Source organism: Dactylosporangium sp. NBC_01737 (assembly GCF_035963215.1).
Classification (GTDB): domain Bacteria; phylum Actinomycetota; class Actinomycetes; order Mycobacteriales; family Micromonosporaceae; genus Dactylosporangium.
In genome coordinates, this window is the sequence record NZ_CP109153.1 from 12,542,381 (window position 1) to 12,557,329 (window position 14,949).

Annotated in this window: 14 protein-coding genes; 1 reads left to right on the forward strand and 13 read right to left on the reverse strand. The window is 71.6% G+C overall.

What is annotated here, in order from left to right; all coding sequences use genetic code 11:
• Nucleotides 1–81: 81 nt before the first annotated feature.
• The 12 genes from OHA72_RS57730 to OHA72_RS57785 all read right to left on the reverse strand — a co-directional run bounded on the left by OHA72_RS57730 (nucleotide 82) and on the right by OHA72_RS57785 (nucleotide 12,291).
• Nucleotides 82–810: an SDR family NAD(P)-dependent oxidoreductase gene (locus OHA72_RS57730; RefSeq protein ID WP_327004587.1), complete on the reverse strand. Its 729-nt coding sequence runs from the start codon at nucleotides 808–810 to the stop codon at nucleotides 82–84.
• Nucleotides 811–812: 2 nt separating this feature from the next.
• Entirely contained in the window at nucleotides 813–1,463 is a 651-nt protein-coding gene (gene npdG, locus OHA72_RS57735; RefSeq protein WP_327011874.1) for an NADPH-dependent F420 reductase, read from the reverse strand.
• Between the two features lie 157 nt (nucleotides 1,464–1,620).
• On the reverse strand, nucleotides 1,621–1,956 hold the full coding sequence (locus OHA72_RS57740; RefSeq protein ID WP_327004588.1) for a VOC family protein: 336 nt from the start codon (nucleotides 1,954–1,956) through the stop codon (nucleotides 1,621–1,623).
• A complete protein-coding gene (locus tag OHA72_RS57745; protein ID WP_327004589.1) occupies nucleotides 1,953–2,936 on the reverse strand; it encodes an LLM class flavin-dependent oxidoreductase in 984 nt (327 codons plus the stop codon). Before OHA72_RS57745 ends, OHA72_RS57740 begins: the two co-directional genes overlap by 4 nt.
• On the reverse strand, nucleotides 2,933–3,916 hold the full coding sequence (locus OHA72_RS57750; RefSeq protein ID WP_327004590.1) for an enoyl-CoA hydratase/isomerase family protein: 984 nt from the start codon (nucleotides 3,914–3,916) through the stop codon (nucleotides 2,933–2,935). Before OHA72_RS57750 ends, OHA72_RS57745 begins: the two co-directional genes overlap by 4 nt.
• 9 nt (nucleotides 3,917–3,925) lie before the next feature.
• Nucleotides 3,926–4,915, reverse strand: coding sequence for an LLM class flavin-dependent oxidoreductase (locus OHA72_RS57755; protein ID WP_327004591.1), 990 nt, complete (start codon nucleotides 4,913–4,915; stop codon nucleotides 3,926–3,928).
• Nucleotides 4,912–6,474 (reverse strand): class I adenylate-forming enzyme family protein, encoded by a 1,563-nt coding sequence (locus OHA72_RS57760; RefSeq protein ID WP_327004592.1) that lies wholly within the window; start codon nucleotides 6,472–6,474, stop codon nucleotides 4,912–4,914. The genes OHA72_RS57755 and OHA72_RS57760 overlap by 4 nt, the downstream gene beginning before the upstream one ends.
• Nucleotides 6,471–7,463, reverse strand: a complete 993-nt coding sequence (locus OHA72_RS57765; protein ID WP_327004593.1) for an LLM class flavin-dependent oxidoreductase — start codon at nucleotides 7,461–7,463, stop codon at nucleotides 6,471–6,473. The genes OHA72_RS57760 and OHA72_RS57765 overlap by 4 nt, the downstream gene beginning before the upstream one ends.
• Nucleotides 7,460–8,542: an LLM class flavin-dependent oxidoreductase gene (locus OHA72_RS57770; RefSeq protein WP_327004594.1), complete on the reverse strand. Its 1,083-nt coding sequence runs from the start codon at nucleotides 8,540–8,542 to the stop codon at nucleotides 7,460–7,462. The genes OHA72_RS57765 and OHA72_RS57770 overlap by 4 nt, the downstream gene beginning before the upstream one ends.
• A gap of 79 nt (nucleotides 8,543–8,621) precedes the next feature.
• Nucleotides 8,622–9,593, reverse strand: coding sequence for an acyl-CoA dehydrogenase family protein (locus OHA72_RS57775; RefSeq protein WP_327004595.1), 972 nt, complete (start codon nucleotides 9,591–9,593; stop codon nucleotides 8,622–8,624).
• A gap of 12 nt (nucleotides 9,594–9,605) precedes the next feature.
• Nucleotides 9,606–10,772, reverse strand: a complete 1,167-nt coding sequence (locus OHA72_RS57780) for an acyl-CoA dehydrogenase family protein (protein ID WP_327004596.1) — start codon at nucleotides 10,770–10,772, stop codon at nucleotides 9,606–9,608.
• Nucleotides 10,759–12,291, reverse strand: coding sequence for an AMP-binding protein (locus OHA72_RS57785; protein ID WP_327004597.1), 1,533 nt, complete (start codon nucleotides 12,289–12,291; stop codon nucleotides 10,759–10,761). The genes OHA72_RS57780 and OHA72_RS57785 overlap by 14 nt, the downstream gene beginning before the upstream one ends.
• A gap of 80 nt (nucleotides 12,292–12,371) precedes the next feature.
• Here OHA72_RS57785 and OHA72_RS57790 point away from each other — a divergent pair, with 80 nt between their 5' ends.
• Entirely contained in the window at nucleotides 12,372–13,346 is a 975-nt protein-coding gene (locus OHA72_RS57790) for an MBL fold metallo-hydrolase (protein WP_327004598.1), read from the forward strand.
• On the opposite strand, the gene OHA72_RS57795 is transcribed toward OHA72_RS57790, so the two are convergent.
• Nucleotides 13,334–14,869, reverse strand: coding sequence for a class I adenylate-forming enzyme family protein (locus OHA72_RS57795; RefSeq protein WP_327004599.1), 1,536 nt, complete (start codon nucleotides 14,867–14,869; stop codon nucleotides 13,334–13,336). The two genes, OHA72_RS57790 and OHA72_RS57795, sit on opposite strands and share 13 nt — an antisense overlap.
• Nucleotides 14,870–14,949: the final 80 nt, after the last annotated feature.

The following is a 14,949-nucleotide window of genomic DNA, read 5'->3' on the forward strand; positions in this document are numbered from 1 at the left end:
CCGGCCTCACCCCGGCGGTCTCACACCGCCGGCACCGCCTCACACGACGCCGCTGTGAGACCCCGCTGACCTGGGGCCGGATCAGCGCGGAGCCATGCGCAGGGCGCCGTCGAGGCGGATGACCTCACCGTTGAGGTAGTCGTTGGCGACGATGGACAGCGCCAGGGCGGCGTACTCGGCCGGGGTGCCGAGGCGGGCCGGGAAGGGCACGCCGGCGGCGAGGCCGGTGCGGTACTCCTCCGAGACGGTCTCCAGCATCGGGGTGAGCATGATGCCGGGGGCGATCGTCATGACCCGGATGCCGTGCTGGGCGAGATCGCGGGCGGCGGGCAGGGTCAGGCCGACGATGCCACCTTTCGAGGAGGCGTAGGCGGCCTGACCGATCTGGCCCTCGTACGCGGCGACGGACGCGGTGTTCACGATCACGCCCCGCTGCCCGTGTGCGTCGGGCGCCGTCGCCGCCATCCGCTCGGCGGCGAGCGCCATGACGTTGAACGTGCCGATCAGGTTGACCTGCACGACCTTCGCGTACATGGCGAGGTCGTGCACCCCTGCGCGGCCGAGGATCCGGGCCGACGGGGCGATCCCGGCGCAGTTGACCACGACCCGCAGCGGTTCGGGTCCGGACGCCGCGACCTCGACCGCCTCCCGGACGGCGTCCGGGTCCGTCACGTCGACCCGGACACCAGAGAAGTCGGCCAGGTCGAAGCCGTGCACGGTCGCTCCCGCCGCGGTGAGCGCGGCGGCCGTGGCCGCGCCGAGGCCGGACGCCGCGCCGGTGACGATGGCGGCGGTGTTGGCGAGTTCCACGCTCAGTCCTCCGTGTACTGGATGTCGGTGACCCGCAGGCCGGCGTGGGCCTTGTACCGGCGGTTGACCGAGATGAGGTTGGCGGTGAGCGCCTCGACCTGGTGGGCGTTGCGCAGCCGGCCGCCGTAGATGCCACGGACGCCGGGGATCGTCCCGGCGAGTTCCTGCACCAGGTCGGTGGCGGCCCGGTCGTCACCGAGCACCAGCACGTCGGTGTCCACAGTGGACCGTGACGGGTCGTCGAGGTGCACGGCCGAGACGTTGTGGAACGCGCCGACCACGGTGGAGGCGGGCAGGATCGCCGCGGCCTGCTGCGCGGCGGAGCCCTCCTCGACGGGCAGCGCGTACGCGCCCTGCTTGTCGAAGCCGAGCGGGTTCACGCAGTCCACCACGATCTTCCCGGCGAGGACCGGGGCGAGCTCCCTGAGCAGTTCGGCGTGCCCGTCCCACGGCACCGCCACGACGACGATCGCACCGGCCGCCGCGGCGTCCGCATTGGACATGCCGAAGACCCGGCCGGGCAGGCCCGATGCGGTGAGGACGGCGCGCGCCGGATCCCGCGAGCCGAGCACGACGTCGAGCCCGGCGGCGGCGAACCGGCGGGCCAGCCCGCGCCCCTGCGGCCCGGTCCCGCCCAGCACGGACACCGTCATGTCGGCCAGGGCGGACCTGCCGTCACCCCCGCCGGTCACGCCGTCACCTCCGCTGCGCTCCGGCGCCGTCCTGACCTGAAACTGCGCCTCTGATGACCGGCTCCTCCGCTGCGCTGCGGGCCGGTCATGCCATCACCTCCGCTGCGCTGCGGGCCGGTCATGGCAGCCGCTCGTACAGCACGACCGGGTTGCCGCCCGGGTCGGTGACCAGCGCGCGCCGCTCGTGCGGCCCGGTCACGGGTGCCGAGGCGGTGGCGCCGGCCGCGGTCAGGCCGGCGATGCTGGCGTCGAGGTCGTCGACCTGGATGCTCAGCACGGTCCGCCCGGCGACCGGCTGCTGCGACGCGTCGGCGAGGCCGATGGTGACGGTGCCGTCGGTGACCGCGGCGTACCGGTCGCCGTCGCGGAACCGGGTCGTCAGCCCGAGCGCGGTGTAGAACGCCAGCTGCGCGTCCAGCGAACCGGCGGGGACGATGACGTGACCGATCTTCATGGGCGGAACCTCGGCATGACCTCGCGGGCGAACCGCTCGACGATCTCGATCGAGCGGGCGATCGGCAGCCCGAGCCACTGGGCCCGGAAGACGAAGTGGTTGTAGCCGGCGTCGGCGAAGTCCTGCACCTTCGCGGCGATGTCGTCGGGCGAGCCGAAGAACAGCGCCTTGCTCTCGATGCCCTCCCACTGGGTCTCGAAGTAGTCCATGCCGTACTGGACGTACTCGCCGTAGGAGCGGCGCACGGCGGTGCCGGCGATGGCGTAGGCGGCGTCGAACGAGTCGGCGACGCACAGGTCCCGGTGGATCGGGAACACCGCGCCGTTCTCGGAGTGTCCGGCCTCCGCACGGGCGGCGCGGTAGTCGGCGAGGTTGCCGACGGCCCAGTTGCGGCGCACGTTGGACGGGGCGAGCCACGGCAGGCCCTGCCTCGCGATCCGGGCGATGCCGATCGGGCCGTTGGCGCCGACCCACACCGGCGGGTGCGGCCGCTGCGCCGGCAGCACGCTGCACCGCACCCCGTCGAGCTCGAAGTGCTGGCCCTTGTGGGTGACGGGCTCGCCGGTCCACAGCTGCCGCATCACGTCCAGCGCCTCGTTCATCCGGGACACCCGGGTACGTCGTTCGATGCCGAACGAGGCGAACTCGTCGTTGCGGTAGCCGGAGCCGATGCCGAGGACGAACCGGCCGCCGGACATCTGGTCGATGGTGGCGATCTCCTCCGCCCAGTGCACGGGGTGCCCGAGCGGCAGGATGAGGATGCCGGTGCCGAGCTCCATCGTCCCGGAGTGGTCGATCAGGCGCGACAGCAGCGGCAGCGGCTGCGGCGTCGACAGCGACGACAGGTAGTGGTGGATGCCGAAGACCGAGTCGTACCCGAGGTCGCGGACGTGCTGGACGTACTCGACGATCTCACCGGTGCGCCGGTGCAGGTCGTCGCCGGGCTCGTACTGGTGGTCCAGCAGGATGCCGAACTTCACGAATCGGCCGAGTCTTCGCGGGACCGCGACTCGCTGAGCCGGAAGTACGGCGCGACCATCCTGTCGCGGTCCTCGAGGGCCTGCCGGATGCCTTTCTCGCGACGCTCCTTGAGGAAGTTCCAGTCGCCTTCCTCGAAGCTGACGTTCGTGGCCCAGCCGTGCCCGACCCAGCCGGTCATCGCGCCGAGGCCCTTGCCCCGGGCCTCCATCACGATCTGCATCATCGACTTGCCCATCATCAGCGAGTCCAGCGGCATGACGGCGATGGCGTCGGCGTAGTCGTCGACCCAGCGTTGCAGGTCCTCGCGGGGGACGACCTTCGTGACCAGGCCCTTGCGCTCGCCCTCCTCGGCGCCGATGGCGCGCATGGTGAGCATGACGTCCTTCATCGTGGTCAGGCCGACCTTCTCGATCCAGTGGTACATGTCCTGCGGGGCCGGGCCGAGGTAACGGAACGCCGGGTGGGTGAAGCGGGCGTCGGGGCTGGCGATGACGATGTCCGCCGACAGCGCGATCTGGAAGTGCCCGCCGTAGCAGTATCCCTGGACCTGGCAGATGGTGGCCTTCAGCGACTCGATGATGGGCCGGGTGAAGCCGGAGCTGAGCACGTTGCGGTCGGGCAGGATGCGCTGCCGTTGCGCCGGGCGGCGCCGCGACGCCTTGTCGGTGCCGGCCTTGTAGCCGATGTAGTGGCCGAGTTCGGCGGCGTCCGCGCCGGTACCGAAGTGCTCGCCCTCGCCCTTGAACACGATCACCTTGACCCGGTCGTCGGCCTCGGCCTCGCGGACCAGGTCGCCGACCCGCTCGAAGGCGGCCACCGGGATGGCGTTGAGCCGGTCCGGGCGGTCGAAGGTGATGGTGGCCACGGAGCGCGGCTCGTCGACGTCGTACCGGACGTACTTGGCGAGGACCTCCGGGTCGACCTCCATGTTCTCGACGTCCCACTGGTTTTCCAGGAGTTCGGCTTCGGTCTTCTTCACGGCGATTCCTTAAGGGCGGAAAGCGGGGAACACTTCGGAGGCGAACAAGCGCAGCGAGGCGCGGACCTGCTCGGTGGGCATGCCGAGCCAGCCGGGCCGGAAGATGAGGTGGTCGAAGCCCAGGTCGCGCAGGGCGCCGATCCGTTCGATGAGGAACTCGGGCGAGCCGAGCAGCAGGGTGTTGCGGACCAGTTCGTCGAAGCGGTCACGCTGCCAGCGCAGCGCCGGGTACTCGGCGTAGGTGGAGTACTCGACCCGGGCGTGCGGCAGCGCCTCCTCGACGGCCCGTTCGGTGCTCGGCGCGCAGTACAGCTCCACGCCGACGGGGCGCGACACGGTCGACGGGTCGCGGCCGTACTCGGCGAGGGCGTCGTTGTAGACGGCGAGGTGCTCGGGCAGGAAGCGGCGGCTCGGCGAGTTGCCGGGCGCGTACCAGGCGTCGCCGAGCCGGGCGGCCCGCCGGACGGCCTTCTTGCCGCCGGCGCCGATCCAGATCGGCGGCCCGCCCGGGGTCAGCGGCCGGATGCCGATGGTGGCATCGGTCTGCGGGTAGAACTCGCCGTCGGTGGTGACCGGTTCGCCGCCCCACAGCGCCCGGATGAGCCGCAGGCTCTCGTCGAGGCGGCGGAACCGGGTCTCGGGGTCGATGCCGAACGCGGCGAACTCGTTGTCGCGGTAGCCGGCGCCGACGCCGAGGACGACCCGGCCGCCGGACAGGTGGTCGAGGGTGGCGAACTCCTCGGCGATGTGCACCGGGTGGAACATCGGCAGCAGCAGGATGCCGGTGCCGATGAGCATGGTTCCGGAGCGCGGGATGAGGCTCGCGGTCATCGAGATCGGCTGCGGGGTGTTGAGGTTGGACTGGAAGTGGTTGATCGTCCAGACCGAGTCGTAACCGAGCTCGGCGGCCAGTTCGACGGTGCCGAACAGGTCGCTGAGGTGCTTGCCGAGGTCGTCGCCGTGCGGGTACTGGTGCGACGCCATGATCCCGAACTTCATCGGTGCTCCTCTGCGGCGGCCCGGCTGATCTTGCCGGTGGTGCTGCGTTCCAGGGCGGCCACGAACTCGATCCGCCGTGGGGTCTTGAAGTGGGCGAGCCGGTCCCGGGCGAACGCGACGAGCTGGTCGGCGAGGTCGTCGTCGGTGACGGTGTCTGTGTTGGTGTCGGCGCGCACGACGAGCGCCACCGGGATCTCGCCGAGCCGGTCGTCGGGCCGGCCGAGCACCCGCACGTCACGGACGAGCGGGTGTTCCCGCAGTTCGTCCTCGATCTCCTCGGGCCACACCTGGAACCCACCACATTTGATCATGTCTCGCTTGCGCCCGACGAGGAACAGCACACCGTCGGCGTCGACGTAGCCCATGTCGCCGGTGTGCACCCAGCCGTCGCGGACCAGTTCGCGGGACGCCTCGGCGTCGTCGACGTAGCCCTTGGTCAGTTCGGACCGCACGACCACCTCGCCCTCGGCACCGGCCGGCAGGGCCTTGCCGTCGCCGTCGCGGATCTCCAGGTCCACGCCGGGGTAGATCCGGCCGGCGGAGCCGGGTTTCCACCGGCCGGCCTTCATGTCCCGGCTGTTCCAACCGGCGATGTGCCCGGCCTCCGTCGAACCGTAGTTGACCAGGATCGGCACGTGGTAGCGCTCCTCGAAGGCGCGCCGGACCGGCCACGAGATCGCCTGGCCGGCCACGAGGACCGACTTGACCCCTTGGAACGGCAGGTCCCGGGCCGAGTGGACGATGTCGTAGACCATCGTGGGCAGCAGGAAGAAGTTGTCGAAGGCGAACCGGTCCATGAGGTCGGCGAGCCGGTCGACGCCGAAGCGTTCCCAGACCACCACGGGCCGGCCGACGAAGAACGCGAAGAGCAGCGAGTGCTGGCCCCCGCTGTGGAACAACGGCAGGGCGATGAGGTTGGCCTTGGCGTCGGTGGCGGCGGTACCTTCGGCGTCGCTGCCCGTGGAGACCCTGGCGAGGCGCTCCAGGGAGGCGCGGGTGCCGCCGTGGGTGACGCGGACCGACTTCGGCCGCCCGGTGGTGCCGCCGGTGGACAGGATGCAGGCCTCGGCGTCGTCGGCGACGTCGACCGCGGGCACGCTGACCTGCTGCCGCCAGGCGAGTTCCGCCACCCCGGCGACCGGCCCGTCCACCGAGCGGACCGGCCCGTCCACCGAGCGGACCGGCACGGCGGAGGCGCCGCCGGTGAGGAACGCGGCGATGACGTCGGGCCGGCGGTCGTCGACGAGCAGCAGCCGCGGCCGGGCCTTGGTCAGCGACTCGTCCAGCTCGGCGGCGTTGTACAGGCTGCTGACCGTGACCGGGACGGCGCCGATCTTCCAGGCGCCGAACAGGAAGAAGACGATCTCGGGGCCGTTGGTGAGATAGCAGGCGACCCGGTCCCCCGCGCCGATCCCTTCGGCACGCAGGGCCGCGGCGACGCCACCGGCGAGCCGGTCGACCTCTTCGAACGTCCAGGAGCGGCCGTCGTCGCCGTACAGGGCGGGCACGTGCGGCCGGTCCGCGGCGCGGCCCTCGAGGATGCGGGCGAGGTTGGTCACCGCGGCACCCCCGCACTCACCCGCGGGATGATCTCGGCGCCGAAGCGGGCGAGCTGCTCCATGGCCTCGTCCTGGCCGGCGCCGACGAACTGGTGGCGCAGCGACACCTCGGTGATGCCGAGGTCGGTCTCCCAGCGGCGCAGCTTCGCCACGACCTCGTCCGCCGACCCGACCAGGCAGTCCTCCGCGAGGTACCGGTCCACGTCGATGGCCTGCGCGTCGTCCCAGGACTTGTAGCCGGCGTACTGGCGCTGCAGGTGCGGCCGGACGGCGGCGGCGGCGGTCGCGTACGTGTCGCCGACGCATGCCTCACGGCTCATCGGGTATTCCCGGACGGGGTCGTGACCGTGCTCGGCGAGGGTGTCGCGGTAGACGCCGAGCAGCCGGGCGAGCTCGGCGTCGTCGCCCTTCGGGCCGATGAGCCACGGGGTGTCGAGGCGGGCGGCGCGGCGCACGGCGGCCTCGGCGAACGCGCCGATCCACAGCGGCGGCCCGCCGGGCTGCACTGGACGCAGGGCCAGGGAGGCGCCGGGGACCTCACCCCAGCTGCCCTGCGCGTCGACGGTGGCGCCGCTCCACAGCGCCCGCAGCAGCGGGACGTAGTCGCTGAGCCGGCGCAGCCGGTCGTCCCACGCGACCCCGAAGGCGGCGGTCTCGCGTTTGCGATAGCCGGCGCCGAGGCCGACGGTGAGCCGGCCACGGGACAGCACGTCCAGCGACGCGAGCTCCTCGGCGAGCGCGATCGGGTTGAGCAGCGGGGCGAGCAGGACGCCGAAGCCGATCCGGACCCGGCTGGTGGCACCGGCGAGGTAGCCGGCGAGCGGGACCGGCTGGACGAACGCGGACCTGGCCAGGTAGTGGTGGCCGAGGTAGACGGCGTGGAACCCGGCCGCCTCGGCCGCGGCCGCCTGGGCGAGCACGTCGTCGATGCCGTCGGTGGCGGAGACCGAGGGGTCGAACTGGGCGCTCAGGAAGCAGCTGATCCTCACCCGACGACCGCCGCGGTCTTGCCACGATTGTCGGCCTGCGCGCGGAAGTGCGGGATCACCTTGGCGGCGAACTCCTCCATGGAGCGCAGCGCGGCCGCACGGTCCAGCGTCGGGATCCGCAGCCAGCCGATGTAGTGGTTGATGCCGAGCTGCTCGCGCAGCATCTCGATGGTGTCGATGACCTGCTGCGCCGAGCCGAAGTTGCCGCCGTGGGTCAGCGTCTGCTCCAGGGTGAGCAGCTCGATGTTCTTGGCCACCGCCGCGTAGTAGGCGCGCTCCTTCTCGATCGCCTCCTCCGAGCCGGGGATGACCTTGCCGACCGACTTGTAGTACTGCATCGCGGACTTCGCGGCCTCACGCAGCCCCGTCTCGCCGTCGCCGCACCAGACCTGCTGCATGAACGGCAGGTCGTAGGTGGAGATGTCGAAGCCGTTGTCGCGCATGGCCTGCTGGTACAGGTCGAAGTTCTTCTGCATGATGCCCAGCGGGGTGAAGTTGGGCGAGGTGATGATCGACTCGCCGGCCGCACCGCGTTCGCGGAAGCTGTCCGGGGAGACGGTGCCCTGCAGGATCGGCGGCCCGCCCGGGGTGAACGGCCGCGGGTAGGTGGTGATGTTGTCGTAGTGGAAGATCTCGCCGTGGTAGGAGAAGTTCTCCTGCGACAGGGCGAGCCGCAGGATCTCCAGGCTCTCCTGGTAGCGCTGCTTCGACTCCTCCAGGGGCACGCCGAAGCCGGCGAACTCCGAGGGCTGGTAGCCCCGGCCGACACCGATCGACACCCGGCCGCCGCTGAGCACGTCGAGGGCGGCGATGTCCTCGGCCAGGCGCAGCGGGTGGTGCAGCGGCAGGACGAGCACGGCGGTGCCGATGGTGATGCGCTTGGTCCGCTCCGCGACGGCCATGCCGAAGTTGATCGGGCTGCCGAGGATGCCGTACTTGGAGAAGTGGTGCTCGGCCAGCCAGATCGAGTCGAAGCCGAGCTCGTCGGCCAGCTGGATCTCCTCGAGCGTCTCCCGCAGCACCTGGTGGTCCGACGTGCCTTCGTTCACCGGGAACAGGTTCATGATGCCGAACTTCACGATCTCTCCTCGTTTATTCCGACCAGACGGAATGTTACTGCCACCGCGCTGGCCTTCGCAAGATGATGCAGGCCAGGGCCTATGCCGAACGAGCTGCCGAGCGGGCCGCGACCCGCAGGGCGCCGACCCGGCGGCGGTGCCAGGCCCCGGCGCCGAGCACCGCGTCGAGCACCAGCGCGCGGCGCAGGAACAGGTGCGGGTCCGCCTCCATGGTGATGCCCATGCCGCCGTGCACCTGGATGCAGCGTTCGGCGGCGAAGACCGCGGCCCGGCCCGCCGCGGCCTTGGCGGCGTGCACCTGGATCTCCGCGTCGGGCCGGCGGTTGTCGACCGCCCAGCCGGCGTACAGGGTGAGGTCCCAGGCCGCCTTGCGCGCCGTGGCCGCCTCGGCGAGCTGGAACGCGACCCCCTGGTAGGAGCCGATGACCCGGCCGAACTGCTGGCGGGTGCGGGCCTGCTCGGCGGCAAGGTCGATCGCCCCCTGCGCGACCCCGCACAGCTCGGCCGCCACGACCAGGGTGGCCCGCCACGGGCCGGCACCGGCCGGCACGAGCCCGTCCGGCTCGGCCGGGGCGACGTCGGACAGCGGCACGGACGGATCGAGCGACTCGCGTGGCAGCACGCCGGAGACCGGGGCGATCCCGGCCTCGCCGTCGCGCAGGACCGCCAGGCCGTCGGCCTGGGCCGCGTACCGCACGAGGGTGGTCCCGTCCATGACCGGGGTCAGCACCCGCGCGCCCTCCAGGACGTCCACGGGCAGCGCAGCCCCGCTCAGCAGCTGCACCGCGGCCGCGTGCGCGGGGAACCGGCTCGGCACCAGGTGCTCGCCGAGGACCTCGACGGCGACGAGCAGGTCGATGAGGTCCGAGCCGATGCCACCGGCCGGCTCCGGCACCCCGAGGAGGCCGAAGTCGCGCAGCAGCGGGCCGTCGCACGCGGGAGCCCGCCAGCCGCCGTCGAGCGCGTCCCGGGCGGTGACCCCCTCCCCTTCGGCCAGGGACCGGACGGTCTTGGCGATCTCCAGTTGTTCCTGGGTGAATGTCGCGCGCATGCCGGGCTCCGCTCAGCGTGAACGGGGCAGGTTGAGCACCCGCTCCGCGAGGATCGACTTCTGGACTTCCTCGGTGCCGCCCTCGATGGTGTGCGCGCGGGCGCGCAGGTAGCGGCGCATCCGGGCGGCGGCGCCCGCGCCGTCCAGCAACACCCCGCCACCGTCGTCGAGCTGCACCGCGAGCCGGTTGGCGTTCTGCACGACACCGGCCCACAGGCTCTTCAGCGCCGAGGTCTCCGGGCCGGGGACGCCGCCGGCCCGGGTCTCGCCGAGCATCCGCATCGAGCCGATCCGGACCGCCTCGGCGTCGCACTGCAACTGGCCGACCGTGTCGAGGAACGCGGTGTCACCGGCACCGTGCCGATCGATGACGCCCCGCTCGATCGCGACGTCGATGACCCGATCGACGGCCTGCCGGGCCCACACCCACAGGTTCAGTGCCATGCTGCCGCGCTCGAACGCGAGGGTGGTGAGGGCGACCTTCCAGCCATTGCCGACCCCGCCGAGCACATCCTCGTCGGGGACGAACACATCGTCGAGGAACATCTCGTTGAACTCGGTGTCCCCGTTGATCATCACCAGCGACCGCACAGTGAACCGGTCCATCGGGGCGAGCAGGTAGCTGATCCCCTGATGTTTCGGCGCGGCGACGTCGGTACGGGCGAGCAGCAGACACTTGCCGGCATTGTGCGCGTTGGAGGTCCAGATCTTCGAGCCGTTGACGAGCCAGCCGCCGTCCACCTTCGTCGCGGCGGTGCGCAGGCTGGCCAGGTCGGAGCCGGAGCCGGGCTCGCTGAAGCCCTGGCACCAGTACTCGTCGCCGCGCAGGATGCCCGGCAGGTGCCGGGCCTGCTGCTCGCGGGTGCCGTGCGCGATGATCGTCGGCCCGGCCAGCATCATGCCGACGCCGTTGAGCGGGTACGGGGCGCCGCGGACGGCGGCCTCCTCGTTGAAGATCGCCTGCGCGAGCGCGTCCAGGCCGCGGCCGCCGTGCTCGGCCGGCCACGACAGCCCGGCCCAGTTGCCGGCGCACAGCCGGTCCTGCCAGACCCGCGACCAGTGCTCGCGCTGCTCCTGGCTCAGGTCCTCCTGGTCGGGCACGTCGCGCAGCGCCTCGTCGAGCCAGCCGCCGGCCTCCCGCCGGAATGCCCGGTCGGTGTCGCTGTCATCGAAGTCCATTGGCCGGTACCCCCTCAGCCGGCTTCAACCGGGTCTTGTAGAGCTTGCCGTTCGGGTCCCGTGGCAGCGCCTCGTGCAGCACGTAGGTCCGCGGGCGTTTCGGTTTCGCCAGCCGGGTCTCCAGGTGCGCCCGCAGCGCCGCGATCACGGTCTCGCGGTCGGGCGCTTCGTCGCGCAGGGCGAGGTGCGCCTGGGGTACCTCGCCGAACTCGGGGTCGGGCGCGCCGACGACGGCGGCGTCGGCGACCCACTCGTGGGTCAGCAGCGCCGCCTCGATCTCGGCCGGGTAGACGTTGACCCCGCCGACCAGGATCAGCTCGGCGGCCCGGCCGGTGATGTACAGGAAGCCGTCCTCGTCGACGTGCCCGACGTCCCAGACCGTCATGAGGCCGTCGCGGCGGGCGCCGTCGGTCTTGCCCGGGTCGTTGTGGTATTCGACCTTGTCGCTGCCCTGGCGCATGTACACGATGCCGGTCTGCCCGACGGGGACCTCCCGGCCCTGCTCGTCGAGGATCTTCAGGGTGGAGATCGAGGCGGGGCGCCCGACGGTGCCGGGGTGGGCGAGCCACTCGTGCGGCCGGGCGACGGTGGTGCCGACCTCGGTGGAGCCGTAGTACTCGTAGACCACCGGCCCGAACCAGTCCAGGATCTGCTGCTTCACCTCCCGCGGGCACGGCGCGGCACCGTGCAGCACGTAGGCGATCGAGGAGATGTCGTAGCGCTCGCGCGTCTCGCGGGGCAGCTGCAGCAGCCGGTAGAAGTGGGTCGGCACCATGCTGGTGCCGGTCACGCGCTGGTCCTGGACCCGGCGCAGGAAACCCTCCGGGGTCCAGCCGTCCATCAGGACCAGGGTGCCGCCGGCGTGCAGCGCGCCCATCGCCGGGGTGATGTTGGCGGAGTGGTACAGCGGTGCCGACACCAGCCATGACGCGAACGCGGAGCGCTGCATCCCGAACTCGTTGAACAGCCATACGTACGTGCGCGCGCCGGCGTCGGCGTCGATGCCGCTGAGCGGGCGCTTCACCCCTTTGGAGCGGCCGGTGGTGCCGGAGGTGTACATCATCAGCGAGCCGGCCGGGGTGTCTTGCGGGCTGGTGTCCGGCATGCCGGCGGTGAGCTCGGAGAGGTTCTTGCCGTCGACGTACACGCGGACCCTGTCGGGGGCGGCGGCAACGACGACATCCTCCACCCGCTGCGAGGCGACGACGACCTTGGCGCCGCTGTCGCCGAGGATGTAGGCGACCTCGGGCTCGGTCAGGTGGTAGTTGAGGGTCACCAGGTACAGCCCGGACTGCATCGCCGCGAGGTACAGCGCGACCATGCCCGGGCTGTTGGTCATCACCGCCGCGACGGTGTCGCCGACCCGCAGCCCCGCGTGGGTCCGCAGCCCGTGCGAGAGCCGGTTGACCTCGGCGAACAGCGCACCGTAGGTGATCTGCCGGTCATCGGCGGTCACGATCGCGCACAAGTCCGGTTCGGCGGCTGCCCACAGCCGGAAACCGGTCCGGTCCTCCGTCATCGGACTCCTTGAATTAAATTCCGACCATCCGGTATGTTGTTGCCCAACAGTAAGGGAGCTCCCCCACGATGTCCATACCCGTGAGCGAGGCACACGCCGCCAGCTACCGCGCCCGTGAGGTCCCAGCCCCCGCCCAGGTCATCGACGGTGTCTGGGCGGTTCCGGTCCCCCTGCACGGCAGCGCGCTGCGCGCCGTCACCGTGTTCCTGATCGAGACCCGGGCGGGTCTGGTCCTCATCGACGCCGGCTACGACCACCCGTCCTGCTGGGCGTCGTTCCGGCGTTCCCTGACCGCGATCGGGCACACCGTCGAGGCGATCTCCACCGTCCTCATCACCCACAACCACCCCGACCACGTCGGCTTCGCCGATCAGGTCCGCACCCTGTCCGGTGCCCGCGTGCTGATGGGCGCCGCCGACGACTTCGCCACGATGCACCGGGTCCGCGGCGCCTTCCTCGACCAGCTCGGCACCGCCCTGGACCTGACCGGCGCGCCACGCGACGTCGTCGACGGCATGTACGCCGACGCGGTGAAGGTCGCCGAGCACCACGAGCGGCTGCGCCTGGACACCGCCCTGATGGGTGACACCGATCTCGACTTCGGCGACGTGACGATCCGCGCCGTGCACACGCCCGGCCACACGTACGGGCACACCGTGTACTACGACAGCCGCGGGCTGGTCTTCACCGGCGACACGATGATGGCCGAGGGCCCGACCCAGCTCGCCATCGTCAGCCGCCCCGGCGACGACCCCGCCGGGGACCTGCAGCGCTCCCTGGACCGCATCCGGGACCTCGGCGCCACCATCGCCTGCCCGGCCCACCAGTTCCCGTACCGTGACGTCGCCGGCCGCGCCGAGCAGCTCAAGGCCTTCCACCAGGCCGAGGCCGACCTGGCCCGCGGGCTCATGGGCCCGGACGCCACCGCCTGGGACGTCGCCCGCCGAATGCCGTGGAAGAAGCCGTGGGACGAGCTCGGCCCCGGCACCCGGCGCTTCTCCCTCGTGCACACCCTGGCGTTGCTGCGCAACGCGCAGGCCCGTCAGCTGCCGTAGGTCCAGTCCGGACGCATGGACGGCCGCAGGTCCCGCAGCGTGCGCTTGAGGACCTTGCCGGACGGGTTCGTCGGGAACTCGTCCACGAGGTAGATCTCCTTCGGGACCTTGAACTTCCCGAGCCGCTGCCGGGCGTGCTCGACCAGCGCCTCCGCGGTCAGCCCCGGCCGACCGATGACAAACGCGACCGGGACCTCCTGCCACGTCGGGTGCGGCGCGCCCACCACCGACGCGGCGAGGACGAGGGGGTGGTCCGCCAGGACGTTCTCGATCTCGGCGCTGGACATGTTCTCCCCGCCGCTGCGGATCATGTCCTTGAGCCGGTCCCGGATGTACAGGTAGCCGTCCTCGTCGAAGCAGCCGACGTCACCGGTGTGGAACCAGCCGCCGCGGAACGCGTGCGCGGTGGCCGCCGGGTCGTCCAGGTAGCCGGGGCTGACCTTCGGGCCGCGGGCGACGACCTCGCCGTTCTCCCCCACCGGGACGTCGTTGTCGTCGGCGTCCACGACCCGGACCTGCACCCACGGCACCGGGATCCCGACGGAGCCCTGCTTGGACTCCATGTGGGCCTCGTCGAGGTACGTGAGGCCGCTGCACGTCTCGGTGAGCCCGTAACCCTCGATCAGCCGCGCGTTCGGGAACAGCTCCCGCGCCACGGCGAACAGCGCGGACGTCACCTGCGAGTAGATGAGCCACCGCACCGAGCCGAGGTCGGCCTCGGTGCCGGTCTCGCGGCGGACCATGTCGAGCATCGTGGCGGCCATGACCATGCCGGTGATGCGTTCGGCCTCGATCGCGCGTCTGACCGCGGCCGGCTCGAAGCGTCGCTGCAGCACCATGCAGCCGCCGACGTGCCAGATGCCGTAGCCGGGCAGGTCGGTGCCGCCGACGTGGTACAGCGGCGCGAAGTTGAGGATCCGGTCGGTCGGGCGCAGGCCCAGCTCGACGATCTGGGCGTGCATGTTCATGTTCACGTTGCCGTGGGTGAGCATGACGCCCTTGGGCAGGCTGGTCGTGCCCGACGTGTAGATGATCCGTTGCAGGGCGCCGTCGTCGAGTTCGGCGTCGGCGACCCGCTCCCCCCGGTGTGCCTCGACGACTGCCCGCAGGTCGGTCCAGCCGTCGATCGGCTCCAGCGCGAACCGCTCCACGGCGGGCAGGCCGGCGATCGCGGCGGCGGTCAGCTCGGCGAACTCCGGGACGGTCGCGACCGCCTGCACCCCGGCGTGCCCGAGCAGCTGCGCGAGCTCACCCGCGGTGAGGCGGTAGTTCAGGGGAACGAAGACGGCGCCGAGCTTCGACAGCGCCAGGGACAGGATCAGGAACTCGGGCACGTTGTTCGCCACGATCGCGACCCGGCTCCCCCGCCGGACGCCCTCGGCGGTCAGACCTGCGGCGAGGGCGTTGACGTCGTCGTCGAGCTGCCGGTGCGTCCACCGCCGGCCCTCGAAGACGAGCGCGTCCGCGTCGCCGAACCGCAGCGCGTTGCCGCCGAGCATGGCGGCGATGTTGGCAGTGCTCATGCCGCCACCTCCGCTGCGCTCCGGCGTCGGCCTGAGCCAACACTGCACCTCTGATGAGCGGCCCCTCCGCTGCGCTCCGG